The following is an 18,763-nucleotide window of genomic DNA, read 5'->3' as shown; positions in this document are numbered from 1 at the left end:
CAGGGCGACCCTCACGCGCGCCTTAGGGTCCCCGGCTTCGGCGCCCGGCCCTGCCCCCCAAGGGCCATCGCCCGAAACGAAGCCGTCAGGCATCGCGATACCTGGCGCGTGCCATATGGCGACGATGGAGCGAATATTACCGCCGAAGCCGTGTCGGAGGCGGATGAGTCGCATGAAGCTACCAGCCTATCGCTGACGGCAAGGGGCTTCAACCGGCAGGCGGGGAAATCCAGGTCCGCGTCGCCGTCCTGAACGGCTGTACCGCTCTGGGCATTCCGGTCGCAGGATAAGTCTGTCCGGGGAAAGGGGAATCTCGGCTGTCAGCCGATTTGCGCAACAGAGCCACCCGAGGTATGTTCTCGGGTCTTCGATAATGGTCTTGCGAACGAAGGTCATCCTGCGAGCCTATTCATGGCGGCGCTTTCGAGCGGCGAAATCCCTTTCATCCGCCGTCACTGTACGCCGGCCCTTGCCTCCGATAAGTTTGCCTTATCGGAAGCAAGATGACAGGCTGTGGAAAGATGGCAGAAGCGGCGGCAAGGCGGCGGATCGGGAGCGACGATGGCAGCGGAGAACGGCAGGGACGTGACGGCAGCGGGCGGTGCTCCAGACAGCGGTGCTCCAGACAACGGGAACCCACCCGGCGTGGGCGCCCTCTCCGCCCCTGTTTCTGACACGGTCGCCGGCACGATCGCCGGTTCGGGCGGCCTCGACCGGTTGGCGGGCACGGCGCGCGACTATGCCCGCGCCGCCGCTTCGGAGAACACGCTCAGGGCCTATGCCGCCGACTGGGCCCATTTCACCCGCTGGTGCCGCCGGCGCGGCGCCGATCCCCTGCCCCCCTGCCCCGAACTGGCCGGGCTCTACATCGCCGATTGCGCCGCACCCCCGCCGGCCGCCGGCGGCAGGCCCCCCCGCCCCACCCTCACCGTCGCCACCATCGAGCGCCGGCTCTCCGGGCTGGTCTGGGGCTACCGCCAGCGCGGCCTCACCCTCGACCGCAGCGACCGCCACATCGCCAGCGTGCTGGCCGGCATCCGCCGCAAACACGCCCGCCCGCCGCTGCAGAAGGAGGCGCTCTCGGCCGGCGACATCCTCGCCATGACCGCCACCCTGCCCTTCGACCTGCGCGGCCTGCGCGACCGTGCGATCCTGCTCGTCGGCTTCGCCGGCGGGCTGCGCCGCTCCGAGATCACCGGGCTCGACTTCGGACGCGACGACACGCCCGACGGCACCGGCTGGATCGACATCCTCGACGGCGGTCTGCTCCTCACCCTCGACGGCAAGACCGGCTGGCGCGAGGTCGAGATCGGCCGCGGCTCTGCGGAGATATCCTGCCCGGTCCATGCCCTCGAACGCTGGCTCGACTTCGCCAGGATCGACTTCGGCCCCCTCTTCACCCGTGTCTCGCGCGATGGCCGGCGCGCCCTGCCCGCCCGCCTCAACGACCGCCACGTCGCCGAACTGATCAAGCGCACCGTGCTCGCCGCCGGCCTGCGCCCGGACCTGCCCGAGGCCGAGCGCCGCGCCCTCTTTTCCGGTCACTCGCTGCGCGCCGGGCTGGCAACCCACGCCGAAGTCGACGAGCGGCACGTCCAGAAACACCTCGGACACGCCTCCGCCGAAATGACCCGAAAATACCAGCGCCGCCGTGATCGCTTCCGCGTGAATCTCACCAGAGCCGCAGGCCTGTGAAGCGTCAGCGTTCGCGCTCAGGGGACGGTCCCAAATCGACCGGGCCGGACAAATCAGCCCCCTGCCCCGGTTTCGCCACGAAACCGAACATCAGATTTCCTCCAGACACCGGCGGATTCGCTCGATCAGCAGCCCGCAGGCTTCATCACCCGGCGCCTTCCCCTCGATCCGGATCACAACCCCGTTCCCGTCGGTCCGGTGCCTGAACGACCATCCCGAACCCACCACCTCGGCAACTGCCGGCCCCGATCCGGCCGGCAAGCCGCCGACACTTCTCGGCCGCCCGCCGCGTCGCGCATCCCGGGGCCTTGTCTCCAGCCGGGAAAGAGCCGGTTCGAGCAACGCCCACTCTTCATCGGGTCCATTTCCACGTCCACCTTCGAGCGCCGCGCGCAACATGGCGCCACCTCCGGACCTCAAACCGGACGCGAGCCGCAGACCCTGCCGCTCACTCAGAAATTCGGGGAAAAGCAGAAGGTCTCCCAACTCTTCAAACACCTGTGCAAACGAACGGATCTTGGATCTCTTCGCCTTGGACGCAGTGGCAAACAGATTGTCGACCGCCGCCTCCACATTGGCAAAAGCGCCGTTCTGTGCCGCTATGACCGCTATGCGCCCGCGCTCGTATGGGCTGAGGTTGGCTCGAACCTCGTTTTCCTCGACCATCGCAACAAACGCGCCGCCCATATGTTCGGGCTCGCGAACAAGCGCGCGAATGGTGGAAAACCTGTCTCCGCCCGACATCGCATGCAGACGCTCCATCGCCAGATAACGCCGGTAACCCGAAACCAGACCGTACCGGCAGCCGCGCGAATCGGGCGCGGATAGCTCGAAAACCTCGATCGGCAGGCGCAGACCATGTGCCGCGATCGAATTGATCAGTTCCGTCAGGTCATCCTCGTCCATGACCAGTCGGTCGCGGATCATGCTGTCGGTCGCTATCTCCGACAGCGGCAGGTCCTCGATCAAACGCCCTGTGGCACGAGCCAAGCGAAAACGCTCCGAATCGGCTTCGAGCCGCGCCACCTCGGCCCGGGCATCCGCCGGGCGCACGTCGAGCGCCCCGGCGGTCTCGGCCGCGACCTGCGAGATTGGCGCCGCCTGCGGGAGCGGGCGGCCATGGGTTTCGCGGCGAAACTCCTGCTCGATCCGCGAAAGATCGTCGGCGCTCGGCGCCTCAAGTCGTCTGCGTTTCGCCATTTCACCGCTCCCCGCTCATCAGGGCCGGGCGCGCCTCCGCGGCAGCACTCCGGCTGTTTCCTTGCACCTGAAGATCGCGCCACCAGGTTCCCAGCAACAGTTCCTTCACCTCGGCCCAGGTGCGGTCGAACGCCTCCCGACCGCGAACGTAGGTATCGCGATTGAACTCGCGATAATCTGTCTCGTAGATGCCGCTGACCTGCTCGCCCGCCTGACCGACCATCGCGGTATAATCCTGCCTGTAGGTGGTCATGAAATCGCCAAAATAGGCCTGAATGACATTGGCGAGATCGGTCTGCTGCGCTGCGTCGAACCGCGTGATCAGCGCCCGCACCGCATCCCATTCGAACCTCATCTCCGGCAAGCCGTCCCGACGCCGCGCTGCGTTCTCGCCATCCTCGATGCTGGCGAAGGTCGAGTAGAGCATATCGAAAAACCGCCCGGTCGAATCGAACTCGAGAAACGACGCACCGAGCGGAACGAGAAGAATATCCGCCGCGGCGAGCGCATTGATCGTCAGATACCCGAGGGCAGGGGGGGTATCGAGCAGAACGATATCGTAGTCGTCGAGCAGACGCTCGCGCTCGAGGCATCCGGTCAGCGCATCCCATAACGGCCATGACCTGAGTTGCATGCGCCAGACCGGGACCTGGAACTCGGACCAGTAGAGATTGAGCTGCGCCCCGATGAGGTCGATGTTGGGCCAGTGCGTCTTCTGGATGACATGTTCGCGCGCCGAAATCCTGAGCGCCTCTGTCAGGGTCTCGTCGAGCGGAAGGGCAGGGGACCCGGCCGCGGAACGCACCGTGTTTTCGGCCTGAACCGCGAGGGCGAAATCCTTGGCCATCAGCGGAAATGCCGTTTGCCACTCGTCCCGGACCTTGCCGCCCATGATCGAGGTCATGGAGCCCTGGCTGTCGAGATCGACGATCAGCACCCGGTAGCCATCGAGCGCCGCCGACATCGCAAGATGCGCGCAGGTCGACGTCTTGCCGACCCCCCCCTTGAAATTGGCCACGGCGACCACCTTGGCCGGCAGTCCCTCGGGGCGCCACGGCCGATACTCGCGCCCGCTCGCCCCCTCTGCCGCGAAATGGTCTCTCAGGCGCAGAACCTCTTCCAGTGTGAACCATTTCGAATTGCTCTCGCCGCTTCCCTGCGGAAGCTCGGGATTGTTCTTGAGAACGCGCCGGAAATGGGCAGGAGCGACCGGAATGAGATACCGGCAGATCTCCCATGTGGAAAACTTGCGCAACCGCTTGCGGCCGTCGGGCGCATAGCCACGTCGCGCAAGATCGTCGCGACCTTTCGCTGCGAAAGCAGAAGCTTTCGCGAATCGGCCGGTGTCGATAGGGTCGGAAAGACGTTGCGCCGCTTCCGCAGGATCGAGATTCAGATATGGCGGGACGGGAGGTTTGCCTGTGGATGTCATGTTGCCTCTGATATGTCAGCAATTTCGCCGTACGTTGCGCAAACTATCGCACATCGGCAAAGGCATGTGAATCAAAGACATCGACAATAGCACCCTCTCCACTGAAAATCCTGAATAAACTACGAATCAGGAACGATACAAAGATGTAGAATCTTTCAGGTCTTTAAAAACTTTCTGCTCAATAAATCTTTTTATTTCAGTTGATTATGGCGTCAATGATACCCTGATACAGGGTGAAGGGTACCCGATTCCGGGAAATCAGGTACCCGGATACGGGGATTCGGGTGCCGATTCGCGGGAACAAGGGGTCCCGGCTTCGGGAAGCCCGGAATAAGGCCGGTTCCGGCCGCGAAACCGCGGTTTCGCAGCAGGGCAGGGGCCTTTGTCTCCCGTATCCGGGTACCCGAAATTGGGGCGATGTGTAGCTGCCGCAGCAGAGGCACCCGAATACGGGATGGCGGGGAGAAAGCCGGTCCTGTGACGGGGACCCGGAAAAAAGTTGCCAGAGGGCACCTTTGCTGACACTATATATAGCAACCCGCGACAGACGGGAGACAGCAGTGAACCGGACAGGCAGCATGATAGAAGACATTCCCCGGGAGCAGTTGACCGGATCGCTCAGACGCGAATCGGTAAAGAAGAACGTGGCCGCGATACATATTTCGGGCAAGCTGACATTGCTGCAGCGCAAGCTCAGTAACGTGCTGTTGCTGAACGCCTATGACACGCTGACCCGGCAGGCGACGCATTATATCGACGCGCGCACGCTGTGCCTGATGGTGGGCTACAATTCGAACGACATCGAGACGCTGAAAACCTCGCTGCGCGGCCTGGCCGAAACCATTGCCGAATGGGATATGCTGGACGAATCCGGCCGCCAGGAATGGGGGGTGTCCAGTCTCATCTCCTATGCCAAGCTCAAGGGGGGGGTCTGTGAATACGCCTATTCACCGGCGCTGGCCGAAAAGCTGCACGATCCGAAGGTCTTCGCGCTGATCAACCTCAATATCCAGCGGCGCTTTACCTCTGGGCATGCGCTGGCGCTTTACGAGAACTGCTATCGCTTTGTACGCACCGGATCGACCGGATGGTGGTCGCTTGACCTGTTCCGCAGGCTGATGGGGGTTGACGCAAGCGCCTATTACGAGAGCTTCAAGCACCTGAACGCCAAGATTGTCAAACCGGCGGTGGCCGAGGTCAACAAGACCTCGAACATCATTCTGGCGCCCGAGACACGCAAGCGGGGCAGGGTTGTCACCGATATCCGTTTCCTTATCCGCGAAAACCCGCAGCTTGCGATCCTCAACATCGACGACGGCGCCGGCATTCGCAACGGCGCGGTTTATGCGCGACTGCGCGAGCTTGGGGTTGGCGACAGGCTGGCACGGCAGTGGATATCCGAGCACGGCGAGGAATATGTTGCCGGGAAGCTCGACTACGTGGCGGGGCAGGGGGGGGTGAAAAGCCCGTTGCGCTATCTGACGGCGGCGCTGCGCGACGATTATTCGGCCGCGCCGCCCGTACCGGCCCTGCAATCGGATCGTTCGCGGCGGCTGGCGCGGCTGCGCGAACTGGTCGAGGCGCGCAGCCCCACACAGCGCGATGCCGACAAGCGGCTCTTTCTGCGCCGCATCGAGACCGAGGACCGGCGGCAGGATTTCGAGCGCTTCGGCTGGATGTCGCCGCTCAACGCCGAAGCGATCTTTGCCTTCTGGGAGGATTTCCAGCCCGGCTCTTTCGACGACATCGACGAAGCTGCGGTGCGTACCGGGCGGCGCTGATGCGGCGGGGCAGGGGGGTCAGCGCCTGCCCGCCGGCAGCCGGCTGCGCCCGACGAACTGGCGCAGCGCAAAGCGCGACCTGACCGACCGGATGCCAGGGATCCGCGTCAGCCTGTCCTGAAGGAACCGTTCGAAGGCGTGCAGGTCCTCGACGACCACGCGCAACAGAAAATCCTGGCTGCCGGTCATCAGAAACCCCTGGACGACCTCTTCGAAACCGCTCACCCGCTGCTCGAACAGGGCAAGGCTTTCGGCATCCTGACGCTCCAGTTCCACCGAAACGAAGGCGGTAATGGGATAGCCGGCCTTCTCGGGGTCGATCACCGCGCTGTAGCGGACGATCAGACCGTCGTCCTCCATCCTTGCGATACGTTTGCGGCAGGGCGTCGCCGAAAGCCCGACCTTCTCGGCAATCTCGATGACCGGCAGGCGCCCGTTCCCCACCAGTGTTTCCAGAATGCGGCGATCTATCTTATCCATGGTCATTTTCGCTATGAAAGTGAGTATTCGTAGACAGTATCGCCAAAAATCCCGATGACCGAGAGTAAATTTGGCCAAACCCGCTCTGCACTCTCGGCTATCATTCTTCCATGGGCCAACGGGAGAGCGCCATGGCAGAGGAAACGAAGGCCAGGATTTCGATACCGGAGCCCGCGTTCCGGCCCGGTGACATACCCGATTATTCAAACGTCAAGATCCCCGAAGCGGGCGCGGTGACGCTGCCGCCGCTCGATGTCGAGCCGCGACTGCTGCGCAATCATGCGTTCTCGATCATCCGCATCCTGCGGCGCGACGGCGAGGCAGTCGGGCCATGGGCACGGATGCTGAGCGACGAGGATCTGATCGCGGGGCTGCGCCACATGATGATCCTGCGCACGCTCGATGCCCGCATGGTGGCGGCGCAGCGGCAGGGCAAGACCTCGTTCTACGTGCCGCAACTGGGCGAAGAGGCGGTGGCCATCGCCTTTCAGAAGGCGCTCGGCAAGGGTGATATGAACTTTCCGACCTACCGGCTCGCCGGCCTGCTGGTCGCACAGGATTACCCGCTCGAACAGATGATGAACCAGATCTTCTCGAACGAGATGGACCCGCTGGCCGGCCGCCAGTTGCCGGTGCTCTATTCGGCGCGCGATTACGGGTTTTTCACCGTTTCCGGCAACCTCGGTACCCAGTTCGTTCAGGCGGTAGGCTGGGCGATGGCGGCGGCGATCGACGGCAGCGACCGGATCGCGGCGGGCTGGATCGGCGACGGCTCGACTGCCGAGTCCGATTTCCATTCCGCAATGGTCTTCGCCTCGACCTACAAGCCCCCGGTGGTGCTGAACATCGTCAACAACCAGTGGGCGATCTCGACCTTCCAGGGCATTGCAAAGGGGGAATCGGGCACCTTTGCCGCCCGTGGGCTGGGCTTTGGCATGGCGTCGCTGCGGGTCGACGGCAATGATTTTCTTGCCGTGCACGCGGTTGCCCGTTGGGCGGTCGAACGGGCACGGCAGGGGCTGGGCCCGACGCTTCTGGAGCATGTGACCTATCGCGCCGGCGGGCATTCCACCTCGGACGATCCCGAGGCCTATCGCCCGAGGGCGGAATCCGATGCCTGGCCGCTTGGCGATCCGATTGAGCGGCTGAAGCTGCACCTGATCCGGCGTGGCCTGTGGTCCGAGGAACGCCACGTTCAGGCGCGGGCCGAGATTCGCGACATGGTGGTTGCCGCGCAGAAGGCCGCCGAGCGGCATGGCACGCTTCACTCCGGCGGATCGCCCCGGCGACGCAGCATCTTCGAGGGCCTTTATGCCGAAATGCCGCTTCATCTGAAGCGGCAGAAGGAGGCGGCGGAAAAATGGCTGTAAGATCCCTGTCGATGGTCGAGGCGATCCGCGACGCGCACGACGTGATGATGGAGCGCGACAGCCGCGTCATCGTCTTCGGCGAGGATGTCGGTTTCTTTGGCGGTGTTTTTCGCTGCACGCAGGGTCTGCAGAAGAAATACGGGCGCCTGCGCTGTTTCGATACGCCGATCAACGAAAGCGGCATCGTCGGAGCGGCGATCGGCATGGCGGCCTATGGCCTGCGCCCCTGTGTCGAGATCCAGTTCGCCGACTACATGTATCCGGCCTATGACCAGATCACGCAGGAGGCCGCGCGCATCCGCTATCGTTCGAACGGCGATTTCACCTGTCCGCTGGTCGTCCGCATGCCCACGGGCGGCGGGATTTTCGGCGGCGAGACCCACAGCCAGAGCCCCGAGGCGCTGTTCACCCATGTGTCGGGGCTCAAGACGGTTCTGCCGTCGAACCCGCACGACGCCAAGGGCCTGTTGATCGCGGCGATCGAGGACCCGGATCCGGTGATCTTCCTCGAGCCGAAGCGGCTCTATCACGGGCCGTTCGACGGCCATCACGAGCGCGAGGCAACATCGTGGAAGGGTCACCCGCTCGGCGAGGTGCCGGAGGGGCATTACGCCATTGCGCTCGGCACCGCGGCGATCCGGCGCGAGGGGGCGGATGTGACGGTGCTGACCTACGGGACGATGACGCATATCGCGCTGGCCGCCGCCGACGAGCAGGGGATCGATGCCGAGGTCATCGACCTGCGCAGCCTGATCCCGCTCGATCTCGAAACCATCGAGACCTCGGTGCGCAAGACCGGGCGCTGCGTCGTCGCGCACGAGGCGACGCTGACCAGCGGTTTCGGGGCCGAGCTTGCCGCGCGGGTTCAGGCGACCTGTTTCTATCATCTCGAAGCGCCGGTGCGCCGGGTCGCCGGCTGGGACGTGCCCTATCCGCATGCGCAGGAATGGTTCTATTTTCCCGGCCCGGCCCGGGTCGGCCGGGCGCTGCGCGAAACGGTGGAGGCCTGACATGCCCGAGACCGTCATCAAGCTGCCCGATATCGGCGAAGGCATCGCCGAGGCCGAGATCTCGGAATGGATGGTCGATGTCGGCGACCAGATCCTCGAGGACGATCCGCTTGTCGCGGTGCTGACCGACAAGGCGACAGTCGAGATACCGTCGAGCGTTTCGGGCCGGGTGACATGGCGCGCCGGCGATCCGGGCGACACGCTGGCAATCGGGGCGCCGCTGGTGCGGATCGAGGTTGCCGGGGCAGGGGAGGGCGACCCGGAACCGGAGGGTGGCGGCAAGGAAGCCCCGGGCGACAGCGAAACCGGCGTCGTCGTTCCCCGGGACAAGACGACACCCGAAGCGCCGGCACTGAGCAAGGGCAGGGCACTTGCCGCCCCGGCGGTGCGCCGGCGGGCGGCCGATCTGGGCATCGATCTGGCGGCGGTGCCGGGCAGCGGCCCGGACGGGCAGGTCACCCATGCCGATCTCGACCGGCGGCTGGCCTCGGGCGGATATCGTCCGTTGCCGGCTGCGGATGACACCGTGGTCGAGACCCCGGTTATCGGGCTTCGCCGCAAGATCGCCGAGCAGATGGCGCTGTCGCATGCGCATATACCGCAGATCACCATTGTCGAGGAGACCGACGTTACCGAGCTCGAACGCCTGCGGGCGCGGCTGAACGCGGACGGGGCAGGGGAGGGGACGCGGCTGACGCTTCTGCCCTTCCTGATCCGCGCAATCGTGCTGGCCCGCGATGCCGCGCCGCAGGTGAATGCCCGCTACGACGACGGGGCAGGGGTGCTGCACCGGTTCGATGCCGTCCATGCCGGTATCGCAACCCAGACGGAACGCGGCCTTGTGGTTCCGGTTCTGCACCATGCCGAGGCGCTGTCGGTTCCCGACATGGCTGCCGGAATTGCCCGCCTGGCGGACAGCGCCCGCGATGGCTCGATCGCGCGCGAGGCGCTCGGCGGTGCGACGATCACGATAACCTCGCTCGGCCCGCTGGGGGCTGTCGCCTCGACCCCGCTGGTGAACCACCCCGAGGTTGCGATTGTCGGGGTGAACCGCAAGCAGATCCGCCCCCTCTGGGACGGCCGGGCTTTCGTGCCGCGCGAGATGATGAACCTCTCGGCCAGTTTCGACCACCGGATCGTCGACGGCTGGGATGCGGCGAGCTTTGTTGCGCGGCTGAAAACCCTGATCGAAACCCCGGCGCTGCTCTTTGTCTGAGCGGGCAGGGGCCGTCAGAATGCGAGCGGAGCGAAGGTCACGACAAAGAGCACGGCGATCAGAACCGCGAGATAGGGCAGCACCGCCTTCGAGATTTTCTCCAGCCCGATCCCGGTGACCGAGGTCGCGACATAGAGGTTGATCGCCACCGGCGGCGTGATCATCCCGATTGCCAACCCCATCACGATGACAATGCCGAAATGCACCGCGCCCAACCCCAGTTGCAGCGCCAGCGGCAGCAGGATCGGCGTCAGGATGATCAGCGCCGAGGCGGTCTCGATGAAAACGCCGGTCAGCAGGATCAGCAGCAGCATCAGCGTCAGGATAACGATCGTGTTGTCCGAGATCGCCAGCACGCCATTGGCGATCTGCGCCGGCACCTGCCAGTTCGAGAGCAGCCAGCTCAGCGCGGCCGAAGCCGAGCTCACGAACATCACCACCGCCGTTGTCGTCGCCGAACGGATGAAGAGCCGGTAGACATCGCCAAGGGTAATGTCGCGATAGATTACGAGAGAGACGAAGAGCGCGTAATTGACCGCGTTCACTGCCGCCTCCGAGGGCGTGAAGATGCCCGAGAAGATCCCGCCGAGGATGATTACCGGCGTCATCAGCCCCCAGAAGGCGGCAAGGAAGCTGCGCCAGATCCGCGCGGGCGAAAACGCGCCGCCGCCGGGATAGGCGCGCCGGTAGCCCTGCACCAGCGCGATGGCGATCAGCCCCAGCCCCATCGCCACGCCGGGGATGAAACCGTTGAGAAACAGCTTCGAGACCGAGTCCTGCGCCATCACCGCATAGATGATCATCGGCACCGAGGGCGGGATCACCACGCCGATGGTGCCCGCCGCGGCGATCAGGCTCGCCGCCGAAGCGGGCTCGTAGCCCTTGCGCCTGAGTTCGGGCACAAGCGAGGAACTGACGGCGGCGGTGGTTGCCGCGCCCGAGCCCGAGATTGCAGCGAAAAAGACCGCAGCCAACACCGAAACGATGGACAGCCCGCCGCGCAGGAAGCCGATCAGCGCATCGGCGAGCGCGATCAGCCGGGTGCTGACTTGCCCCTGTGCCATGATATCGCCGGCAAGGATGAACATCGGCACCGCGACCAGCGCGAAGCTGTTGATGCCGGCGAACATCTGTTGCGGCAGCACCAGCAACGGTACTCCGCCGGCCTGCATGGCGATCATCGTCGCGCTGCCGATGGCGATGGCCACCGGCAGGCCGAGGATCAGGAACAGCAGGAACAGACCCAGCAGAAGCAGGCTCATTCGACCGATCCTTCGGTTTCCGGCAGCTTTCCGGCGATCAGCAGGCGCACAAGGTCGCTGAGGCAGAGCCAGGCCATCAACAGGCTAGAAACGGGAATGATCGCATAGACCCAGGACATCGGTATCCGCATCGCCGCCGATTTCTGGAAGCTCTGGACCGACATGTATTCATGGCCCACCCGGGCCAGCGCCAGCAGAAAGGTCAGGGCGACAAGCAATGCGATCGTCGTGGCAATCCTGCGCGACGTTCCGGGCAGGCGTTCGACAATCACCGAAACGGCGATGTGGCGGCGCGCATACCAGGCATAGACCGCCCCGGTGAAAGTAAGCCAGACGAGCAGGAACCGCGCCAGTTCCTCGGTCCAGCCGAAGGCGGTAAAGAAGACGCGGCTGACCACCTGCAACGTGATCACGACGATCAGCGCCGCCATCCCGGCAAAGAGCAGCGGGCGGAGCAGGGCGCCGAGCGCCCTGTCGATGGTTCCGGCCAGCCGCAGCACTCAGTCGAGTTCCGCGTTGATCCGGTCGAGATAATCGCCGAAGGCCTCGCCGTATTTCTCGTAGACCGGGGCGATCTGTTCCCTGAACGCGGTCAGGTCGGCGTCCTCGATCACTTCCATGCCCTTGGCCTTGAGCTCCTCGAGCTGGGTCGTCTCCATCTCGGCGTTGTAGTCGCGCTCATAGGCGGCGGCATCGCGGGCCGAGGAAAGCAGCACCTCCTGCGCGGCCTCCGGCAGCTTGGTCCAGCTTGGCATGCCGATGACGAAAATGGCCGGCGCATAGGTATGCCGCGTCATGGTCATGTATTTCTGCGTCTCGTCGAGCTTGAACGAATAGACCACGCCGACCGGGTTCTCCTGCCCGTCGATCGTGCCCTGCTGCATGGCGGTCAGGGCCTCGGTCCAGGCCATCGGGATGGCATTGGCGCCCAGGTCGCGGAACGTGTCGATATAGACGGGGTTCTCCATCACCCGGATGCGCAGCCCGTCGATATCGGCCGGGCTGGCCACCGGGCGCTGGCTGTTGGTCAGGTTGCGGAAACCCCGCTCGGCATAGGCCAGGCCCTTTAGGTTGACCTCCTGAAGCCGGTCGAGCAGTTCCTGCCCGATCTCGCCATCGAGCACCCCATAGGCCGCCTCGCGGGTTGGAAACAGGAAGGGCAGTTCGAACACGGCCATTTCCTCGACGAAATTCGCCACCGGGCCATTGGTGATCACCCCCATGTCGATGGAGCCGATCTGCATGCCCTCAAGCAGCGTCCGCTCGTCGCCGAGCGAGGCGTTGGGATAAAGCTCGATGGTGACTACGCCGTCCGTGCGCTCCTCGACCAGATCGCGGAACTTCATCGCCGCGATGTGACATCCGTCCTGCTCGGTCACCACATGGGCAAGACGCAGCGTGACCGGGTCCATATCGTCGAAGCCGGCTGCGGCGGCGGGAAGGGATGCAAACGCCAGCGCGGTGCTGACGGCGGTGGCAAGGAATGAACGTCTGATCATGGTGCCGGTTCCTCCGATTGTCGGGCCTCTTTCCTTCGTCCTTGTTGCCGCAGAGGTCAACCGCTGTCGTCGCCGGGAGGGGAAGCGATCAGAATATTCCGATAACCATTGTTATGTTAATAAACCGGACCAAAACCGGTGGCGGCAGATAGGATCGAATGCAGTCCGGGCCGCCACCTCTGCGGCGGCCCGGGATCGGGAATGTCAGCGGGCGGCGGTCCAGCCCATGTAGGAACCGACATTTTCGGCGGTAATGAGTTCCGGTTCGAGAAGAACCGTATCGTTCTCGGGCGTCTCGCCGATCAGCACCTTGTAGGCCATGTCGAGCGACATGCCTGCCATCACATACGGGTCCTGGCTGGCAGAAGCCTTGATCAGCGAATTGCCCCCCGCAAGCGCGGTTTCGATATCCGGCGCGCCATCGACAGCGGTGATGATGAACTCGCTGCGCTTGAGCTGCCTGGCCGCGAGATCGGCGCCGATACCTGTCGGATCGTTGATCGCGAAGACGCCGTCGATGTGATCGAACCGGGTCAGGATGCCCTGCATCACATCCAGCCCGCCGTCGCGCGATCCCTGACCGTTCTGATCGTCGGACAGGATGTTGATTCCCTCGTTGGCGTCGAAGACCTCGTGACAGCCCTGAACCCGGTCGAGGATGGACGAGGATGCCGGGCCGTTGATGATCACCACATCGCCGGTACCGCCAAGCTGGTCGACGATATACTGGCAGGCCTTGCGTCCGGCGGCGACGTTGTCGGTCATCACTGTCACGTCGGCGCCCGGCGCCGAAACGTCGAAGGCGGCGACAACCACGCCGGCGTTTCTGGCCCGCATCACCGCCGGGCCGATCGCCTTGGCGTCGACCGCGTTCAGCATGATGATGTCGACACCGGCGGCGATGAAGCTGTCGATCTGGTTGACCTGCTTGTTCAGGTCGTAGTCGGCCGAAACCGATGTGATCTCGACATCGGGGTTGATCTTGCGGGCGGCGTCCTCGATGCCCTTGATCGTGGCGACAAAGAACGGATTGCCCAGCAGGCCGACCGAAATGCCGATGCTGTTGAGCTCCTTGTCCTGCGCCGGGGCGCCGGTCGCGATGGCGAGCGCCGCGGCGGAGCCGAGAAGCAGTCTGGTTAGGTTGCGCATGGATATACCTCCCTGGATGCGTCCTGATTGGATGTGGTGGCCTCAGGTGTTCGAAGTGCCCTTCAGCCTGTACCGGTCGAGCGCCACGGCTGCGATGATGACGAGGCCCTTGATGATGAATTGCCAGATGTCGGAAACCCCGGTCAGGATCAGCCCGTTGGAGAGCACCGCGATGATCAGTGCGCCGATCAGCGTGCCCCAGATCGAGCCGACACCACCGACAAAACTGGTTCCGCCGAGGATCACCGCGGCGATGGCGTCAAGCTCGTAGGCCTGCCCCAGTTGCAGCCCGTTCGCCGCATAGAGCCGCGCTGCCGACATCACGCCGCCGAGCCCCGAGCAGAAGCCCGAGACGCAATAGACGAACAGCAGCACGAACCAGACCTTGATCCCGGCAAGGCGTGCCGCCTCGACGTTGCCGCCCACCGCATAGATCCAGGTGCCCAGAATCGTGCGGCGCAGGATGAACCACGACGCGAGGATCACCGCAACCGCGATGATCGCCAGCCACGGGATACCGAGGAACGATCCGTTGCCGATGGCCTCGAAGGGAAGGTCGGGGTTGAAGACGGTGGTGTCCTTGCCCATCAGGCGCGCCACCCCGCGCACTGCCGTCAACGAACCGAGCGTCACGATGAACGGTGGCAGCCCCAGCCCCGCGATGAGCGCCCCGTTGGCAAAGCCGAACATCAGCCCGATCAGCAGGCCGGTCAGCACGCCGAGAACGCCCCCCATCGGCCAGGTCGAGACGATGACTGCCCCCATTGCCGCCGCCGCGAGGATCGAGCCCACCGACAGGTCGATCCCGCCGGTCAGGATGACGAAGGTCATGCCCGAGGCCAGCACGATATTGATCGACGCCTGCTGCATGATGATCGACAGGTTGTTTGCCGTGATGAACTTGCCCGTCAGAAGCTCGAAGCCGATGGCAAGCAGGATGAGGACCGGCAGCATGCCGAGCGCGAAAAGCTGTGCCTTCACGCGGTTGCGGTCGATGGTCTTCACGGCGTTTGCGTTCGCGTCGCTCATGCGGTCATTCCTTCGGTTTCCGGCTTCCGGAGCGGGGTCCGGCCGGTTGAAATCTCGCCGACGCTGTCGGCATGGGTTGCAAAAGCCATGATCGCTTCCTGAGTGATGGCACCGGCGTTCCGGTGGTCGATCTCGCCGACGATCGCGCCATCGCGCATCACCAGCACGCGGTCGGCCATGCCGATGATCTCGGGCAGTTCGCTCGATATCATCACCACCGCCATGCCCTCGCCCGCCAGCCGGTCGATCAACCGGTAGATCTCCGATTTCGCCCCGACATCGACACCGCGCGTCGGCTCGTCGAGCAGCAGCACCCTGGGCTTCAGCTCCAGCAGCCGCGACAGCAACACCTTCTGCTGGTTGCCGCCCGACAGCGCCCCCACCTTGAGCGCCACGCCCGGGGTGCGGATATCGAGCGATTTCACCGCCGCTTCGGCCCGCTGGCGGGTCGCGCCAAGGCTGCGCACCCCGTAGCGGTTCGAATCCTCGTGCAGCACGCAGATGCCGTTGTTCTCGGCAATCGCCATTTCGAGAAACAGCCCCAGCACCTTGCGGTCCTCGGTCAGATAGACGATGCCGGCCTTGAGCGCCTCGACCGGCCTTCGCGGCGTGACATCCCTGCCGTCGATGAAGACGCGCCCCGAGATCCGCGGATCCGCGCCGTAGATCAGCCGCGCCAGTTCCGTCCGTCCCGAGCCGACCAGGCCGGCGATGCCCAGAACCTCGCCTTCGTGTACCTCGAAGCCGCAATCGCGGACGAGTTTTCCGTCCGACATGCCCTCGACCCGCATCACCACCGCGCGGTCGGGGTCGGGCTCCTTGTGGTCCTTCTTGTAGAAGCTCGAGATATCGCGGCCGACCATCATGCCGATCAGCTTCTCCTCGCTGATCTCGTCGCGGTCGAGCGATCCGACATAGGCGCCGTCGCGCAGCACCGAACACCGGTCGGCCAGCGCGTAGACCTCGTTCATCCGGTGCGAGATGTAGATGATCGCCATCCCGTCCGCCTTGAGTGCCGCGATGACCTCGAAAAGCTTGTCGACCTCGTGACTCGACAACGAGGTCGTGGGCTCGTCCATGACGATGATGCGCGAATTTCCCGCCAGCGCCCGGGCGATCTCGACCAGCTGGCGCTCGCCCAGCGAAAGGGTCGAGACCCTGGCGTCGGGCGAGAAGTTCACGCCGAGCCGGCCAAGCACGGCCGCAGTGCGCCGCCGCGCCTCCGGCCGGTCCACCCGCCAGCCCCGGGCGATCTCTTCCCCCAGAAAGACGTTCTCGGCGACCGTCAGGTTCGGCGCAAGCGACAGTTCCTGATAGATCACCGCCACGCCGCGCGCCCGCGCCTCCTTGGGGTTGCCGGGGGGCAGCGAAACCCCCTCGACCAGAACCGCTCCGCCCGGGTCGGGCGAATAGGCCCCCGAGAGGATCTTCATCAGCGTCGACTTGCCGGCGCCGTTCTCTCCCATCAGGGCGTGGACCTCTCCCGCGTTGGCGATCAGCGAGACATTCTGCAGCGCCCTGACCGGCCCGAAGGTCTTGCTGATGTCGCGCATCTCCAGCGCGGGCCGGCTGCCTTTTCCTGCCTGCTGTTCAGTCATCCCTTGCTCCCTCGGGCCCGGCGACAATGGTATCGACGTCCGCGTTTTCCAGTATCCGGAGGTGTCACCCGCTTACACCTGCATCAGTGACGATACGATCGGTCTTGTCCAGCCCGATCACGACGATCGGTCGTCGCGGACCAGATCCCCCGCCGCGCGTGTCCCGGACCGGGGCAGGTCCTATCCGGCAGGGATGCGCCTGCCGGTTTCGGCGAAGCGATGCGCCTGTTCGTCGTTCCAGGCAAGACCGAGCCGCGTTCCCTCGGCGGGGATGGGTTCGTGGCCGTCCCGCCGCACGGTGACGGAGTCTCCCTGGGACGTGACAAGGTGGATCAGCGTCTCGGCGCCCAGCGGTTCGGCGCTGGTCACGATACCGGCGATCCTGCCGTCGGGCTCCGGTACGATGCGCAGGAACTCGGGCCGGATACCGAGCCGGGCACCATTCGCCGCCGCCCCGAAACGCGCCGCGTCGAAAAAGTTCATCGGCGGCGAACCGATGAACCCGGCGACGAAGGCCGTGGCGGGGTTGGCGTAGACCTCGAGCGGCGGACCGATCTGATCGACGTGGCCGGCGTTCATCACCATCATCCGGTCGGCCAGCGTCATCGCCTCGACCTGATCGTGGGTAACGTAGAGCGATGTCACGCCGAGCTTGCGTTGCAGCGCCTTGATTTCCAGCCGCATCTGCACGCGCAACTTGGCGTCGAGGTTCGAGAGCGGCTCGTCGAACAGGAACACCGCAGGCTCGCGGACGATCGCACGCCCCATGGCGACGCGCTGGCGCTGGCCGCCCGACAATTCGCGCGGCCTGCGCTTCAGATAGGGTTCCAGTTGCAGGATTTCGGCGGCGGCATGCACCCGCGCCCTGATTTCGGCCCGGGGCACCTTTGCGATCTTCAGCCCGTAGGCCATGTTGTCGAAGACCGACATGTGCGGATAGAGCGCGTAGTTCTGAAAGACCATCGCGATGTCGCGGTCCATTGGCTCGACCTCGTTCATCCGCCTGCCGCCGATGCGCACCTCGCCTGAGGTCACGGTTTCGAGCCCGGCAACCATCCGCAGAAGGGTGGATTTCCCGCATCCCGAGGGGCCGACGATGACGATGAATTCGCCGTCGGCGATGTCGATGTCGACGCCGTGGATGACTTCGGTCCTGCCGAAGGATTTCCTGAGATTTTCGAGCGTCACGGTTGCCATGGTGTCATTTCTCGCTGTCGACAAGGCCGCGGATGAAGAAGGTCTGCATGCCCACGACCACCGCCACCGGCGGCAGCATCGCCAGGATCGAGGCGGCCATGATGACCGGCCAGTCCGCCGTGTCGTCGCCCGACGGGAACATCTGCTTGATGCCCATCACGATGGTGTTCATGTCCGGGTCGGTGGTGATGAGAAGCGGCCAGAGATACTGGTTCCAGCCGTAGATGAACAGGATGACGAACAGCGCCGCGATATTGGTACGGCTCATCGTCAGCAGGATGTCGATGAAAAAGCGCATCGGGCGCGCGCCGTCCACCCGCGCCGCCTCGGCCAGCTCGTCCGGCACGGTCATGAAGAACTGGCGGAACAGGAAGGTGGCCGTGGCCGAGGCGATCAGCGGAAAGATCAGCCCGCCATAGCTGTTGAGCAGCCCGAATCCCGCCGCCACCTCGTAGGTGGGAACGATGCGCACCTCGACCGGCAGCATCAGCGTCAGGAAGATGAGCCAGAAGAACAGCTTGCGGCCCGGAAAGCGGAAATAGACGATGGCGAAGGCCGAGATCAGCGAGATGGCGATCTTGCCCGTCGCGATACCCACCGCCATGATGCCCGAATTGAGCAGCATCCGCGCCACCGGCGCGTTGATGCCCGACGACAGCGCGCGCGAATAATTCTCGAAGAACCTGTCGCCCGGCAGAAGCGGCATCGGCGGGCGGACGATCTGCTGCTGGTCGACCGTCGAGGCGACGAAGGCGAGCCAGATCGGGAAAAAGATTACCAGAACGCCGACGATCAGCCCCAGATGCGTCATCCAGCGGCCGAAACCGCGCGTTTCCACCATGCCG

General features: G+C 64.6%; 16 protein-coding genes and 1 pseudogene. 6 read left to right on the top strand and 11 right to left on the bottom strand.

Annotated features, from left to right (window positions below; translation table 11 throughout):
- Positions 1-57: 57 nt before the first annotated feature.
- Together ACK5IR_RS06395 and ACK5IR_RS06390 are read left to right on the top strand one after the other, a co-directional pair.
- Positions 58-290: pseudogene (locus tag ACK5IR_RS06395) on the top strand (IS5/IS1182 family transposase); the annotation flags it as partial.
- A gap of 271 nt (positions 291-561) precedes the next feature.
- Positions 562-1,695 (top strand): tyrosine-type recombinase/integrase, encoded by a 1,134-nt coding sequence (locus ACK5IR_RS06390; RefSeq protein WP_416927051.1) that lies wholly within the window; start codon positions 562-564, stop codon positions 1,693-1,695.
- Positions 1,696-1,785: 90 nt separating this feature from the next.
- Here ACK5IR_RS06390 and ACK5IR_RS06385 read toward each other — a convergent pair whose 3' ends face one another.
- The gene (locus ACK5IR_RS06385; protein WP_416927049.1) at positions 1,786-2,721 is read right to left on the bottom strand and encodes a ParB/RepB/Spo0J family partition protein; all 936 of its coding nucleotides are present in this window, start codon (positions 2,719-2,721) and stop codon (positions 1,786-1,788) included.
- A gap of 175 nt (positions 2,722-2,896) precedes the next feature.
- Positions 2,897-4,327, bottom strand: a complete 1,431-nt coding sequence (locus ACK5IR_RS06380; protein ID WP_416927048.1) for an AAA family ATPase — start codon at positions 4,325-4,327, stop codon at positions 2,897-2,899.
- 578 nt (positions 4,328-4,905) lie between these two features.
- Between ACK5IR_RS06380 and ACK5IR_RS06375 the strand changes: the two genes are divergently transcribed.
- Positions 4,906-6,108: a replication initiation protein gene (locus ACK5IR_RS06375; RefSeq protein ID WP_416927165.1), complete on the top strand. Its 1,203-nt coding sequence runs from the start codon at positions 4,906-4,908 to the stop codon at positions 6,106-6,108.
- 18 nt (positions 6,109-6,126) lie between these two features.
- On the opposite strand, the gene ACK5IR_RS06370 is transcribed toward ACK5IR_RS06375, so the two are convergent.
- A complete protein-coding gene (locus ACK5IR_RS06370) occupies positions 6,127-6,588 on the bottom strand; it encodes an Lrp/AsnC family transcriptional regulator (RefSeq protein ID WP_416927046.1) in 462 nt (153 codons plus the stop codon).
- 131 nt (positions 6,589-6,719) lie between these two features.
- Between ACK5IR_RS06370 and ACK5IR_RS06365 the strand changes: the two genes are divergently transcribed.
- From ACK5IR_RS06365 to ACK5IR_RS06355, 3 genes are read left to right on the top strand one after another with little or no spacing between them, the layout of a single operon-like run.
- Positions 6,720-7,958 (top strand): thiamine pyrophosphate-dependent enzyme, encoded by a 1,239-nt coding sequence (locus tag ACK5IR_RS06365; RefSeq protein ID WP_416927044.1) that lies wholly within the window; start codon positions 6,720-6,722, stop codon positions 7,956-7,958.
- The gene (locus tag ACK5IR_RS06360; RefSeq protein ID WP_416927042.1) at positions 7,949-8,968 is read left to right on the top strand and encodes an alpha-ketoacid dehydrogenase subunit beta; all 1,020 of its coding nucleotides are present in this window, start codon (positions 7,949-7,951) and stop codon (positions 8,966-8,968) included. Before ACK5IR_RS06365 ends, ACK5IR_RS06360 begins: the two co-directional genes overlap by 10 nt.
- 1 nt (position 8,969) lies before the next feature.
- Positions 8,970-10,184, top strand: coding sequence for a dihydrolipoamide acetyltransferase family protein (locus tag ACK5IR_RS06355; RefSeq protein ID WP_416927040.1), 1,215 nt, complete (start codon positions 8,970-8,972; stop codon positions 10,182-10,184).
- Positions 10,185-10,198: 14 nt separating this feature from the next.
- Here the strand turns inward: ACK5IR_RS06355 and ACK5IR_RS06350 are convergent, their stop codons facing one another.
- The 8 genes from ACK5IR_RS06350 to ugpE all read right to left on the bottom strand — a co-directional run bounded on the left by ACK5IR_RS06350 (position 10,199) and on the right by ugpE (position 18,759).
- The gene (locus ACK5IR_RS06350; RefSeq protein ID WP_416927038.1) at positions 10,199-11,446 is read right to left on the bottom strand and encodes a TRAP transporter large permease; all 1,248 of its coding nucleotides are present in this window, start codon (positions 11,444-11,446) and stop codon (positions 10,199-10,201) included.
- Entirely contained in the window at positions 11,443-11,946 is a 504-nt protein-coding gene (locus ACK5IR_RS06345) for a TRAP transporter small permease (RefSeq protein WP_416927036.1), read from the bottom strand. The genes ACK5IR_RS06350 and ACK5IR_RS06345 overlap by 4 nt, the downstream gene beginning before the upstream one ends.
- On the bottom strand, positions 11,947-12,945 hold the full coding sequence (locus tag ACK5IR_RS06340) for a TRAP transporter substrate-binding protein (protein WP_416927034.1): 999 nt from the start codon (positions 12,943-12,945) through the stop codon (positions 11,947-11,949). It lies immediately after the preceding gene.
- Between the two features lie 204 nt (positions 12,946-13,149).
- The gene (locus tag ACK5IR_RS06335) at positions 13,150-14,094 is read right to left on the bottom strand and encodes an ABC transporter substrate-binding protein (RefSeq protein WP_416927032.1); all 945 of its coding nucleotides are present in this window, start codon (positions 14,092-14,094) and stop codon (positions 13,150-13,152) included.
- 42 nt (positions 14,095-14,136) lie between these two features.
- Positions 14,137-15,123: an ABC transporter permease subunit gene (locus ACK5IR_RS06330; protein ID WP_416927030.1), complete on the bottom strand. Its 987-nt coding sequence runs from the start codon at positions 15,121-15,123 to the stop codon at positions 14,137-14,139.
- Positions 15,120-16,721 (bottom strand): sugar ABC transporter ATP-binding protein, encoded by a 1,602-nt coding sequence (locus tag ACK5IR_RS06325; protein ID WP_416927028.1) that lies wholly within the window; start codon positions 16,719-16,721, stop codon positions 15,120-15,122. The genes ACK5IR_RS06330 and ACK5IR_RS06325 overlap by 4 nt, the downstream gene beginning before the upstream one ends.
- A 180-nt stretch (positions 16,722-16,901) precedes the next feature.
- Positions 16,902-17,918: an ABC transporter ATP-binding protein gene (locus tag ACK5IR_RS06320; protein ID WP_416927026.1), complete on the bottom strand. Its 1,017-nt coding sequence runs from the start codon at positions 17,916-17,918 to the stop codon at positions 16,902-16,904.
- A gap of 4 nt (positions 17,919-17,922) precedes the next feature.
- The gene (gene ugpE / locus ACK5IR_RS06315; RefSeq protein WP_416927163.1) at positions 17,923-18,759 is read right to left on the bottom strand and encodes a sn-glycerol-3-phosphate ABC transporter permease UgpE; all 837 of its coding nucleotides are present in this window, start codon (positions 18,757-18,759) and stop codon (positions 17,923-17,925) included.
- Positions 18,760-18,763: the final 4 nt, after the last annotated feature.

Origin of the sequence: Tropicimonas sp. (assembly GCF_047971885.1) — a bacterium.
Lineage (GTDB): Bacteria > Pseudomonadota > Alphaproteobacteria > Rhodobacterales > Rhodobacteraceae > Tropicimonas.
The sequence above is the reverse complement of the archived record's forward strand: the minus strand, read 5'-3'. Positions and strand labels throughout refer to the sequence as shown.

Bases quoted from the DNA above. Each gene is read 5' to 3' on its own strand.
- ACK5IR_RS06355 (WP_416927040.1), top strand. From the start codon at position 8,970: ATGCCCGAGACCGTCATCAAGCTGCCCGATATCGGCGAAGGCATCGCC.
- ACK5IR_RS06375 (WP_416927165.1), top strand. From the start codon at position 4,906: ATGATAGAAGACATTCCCCGGGAGCAGTTGACCGGATCGCTCAGACGC.
- ugpE (WP_416927163.1), bottom strand. From the start codon at position 18,759: ATGGTGGAAACGCGCGGTTTCGGCCGCTGGATGACGCATCTGGGGCTG.
- ACK5IR_RS06320 (WP_416927026.1), bottom strand. From the start codon at position 17,918: ATGGCAACCGTGACGCTCGAAAATCTCAGGAAATCCTTCGGCAGGACC.
- ACK5IR_RS06365 (WP_416927044.1), top strand. From the start codon at position 6,720: ATGGCAGAGGAAACGAAGGCCAGGATTTCGATACCGGAGCCCGCGTTC.
- ACK5IR_RS06350 (WP_416927038.1), bottom strand. From the start codon at position 11,446: ATGAGCCTGCTTCTGCTGGGTCTGTTCCTGCTGTTCCTGATCCTCGGC.
- ACK5IR_RS06335 (WP_416927032.1), bottom strand. From the start codon at position 14,094: ATGCGCAACCTAACCAGACTGCTTCTCGGCTCCGCCGCGGCGCTCGCC.
- ACK5IR_RS06360 (WP_416927042.1), top strand. From the start codon at position 7,949: ATGGCTGTAAGATCCCTGTCGATGGTCGAGGCGATCCGCGACGCGCAC.
- ACK5IR_RS06325 (WP_416927028.1), bottom strand. From the start codon at position 16,721: ATGACTGAACAGCAGGCAGGAAAAGGCAGCCGGCCCGCGCTGGAGATG.
- ACK5IR_RS06380 (WP_416927048.1), bottom strand. From the start codon at position 4,327: ATGACATCCACAGGCAAACCTCCCGTCCCGCCATATCTGAATCTCGAT.
- ACK5IR_RS06390 (WP_416927051.1), top strand. From the start codon at position 562: ATGGCAGCGGAGAACGGCAGGGACGTGACGGCAGCGGGCGGTGCTCCA.
- ACK5IR_RS06370 (WP_416927046.1), bottom strand. From the start codon at position 6,588: ATGGATAAGATAGATCGCCGCATTCTGGAAACACTGGTGGGGAACGGG.
- ACK5IR_RS06330 (WP_416927030.1), bottom strand. From the start codon at position 15,123: ATGAGCGACGCGAACGCAAACGCCGTGAAGACCATCGACCGCAACCGC.
- ACK5IR_RS06340 (WP_416927034.1), bottom strand. From the start codon at position 12,945: ATGATCAGACGTTCATTCCTTGCCACCGCCGTCAGCACCGCGCTGGCG.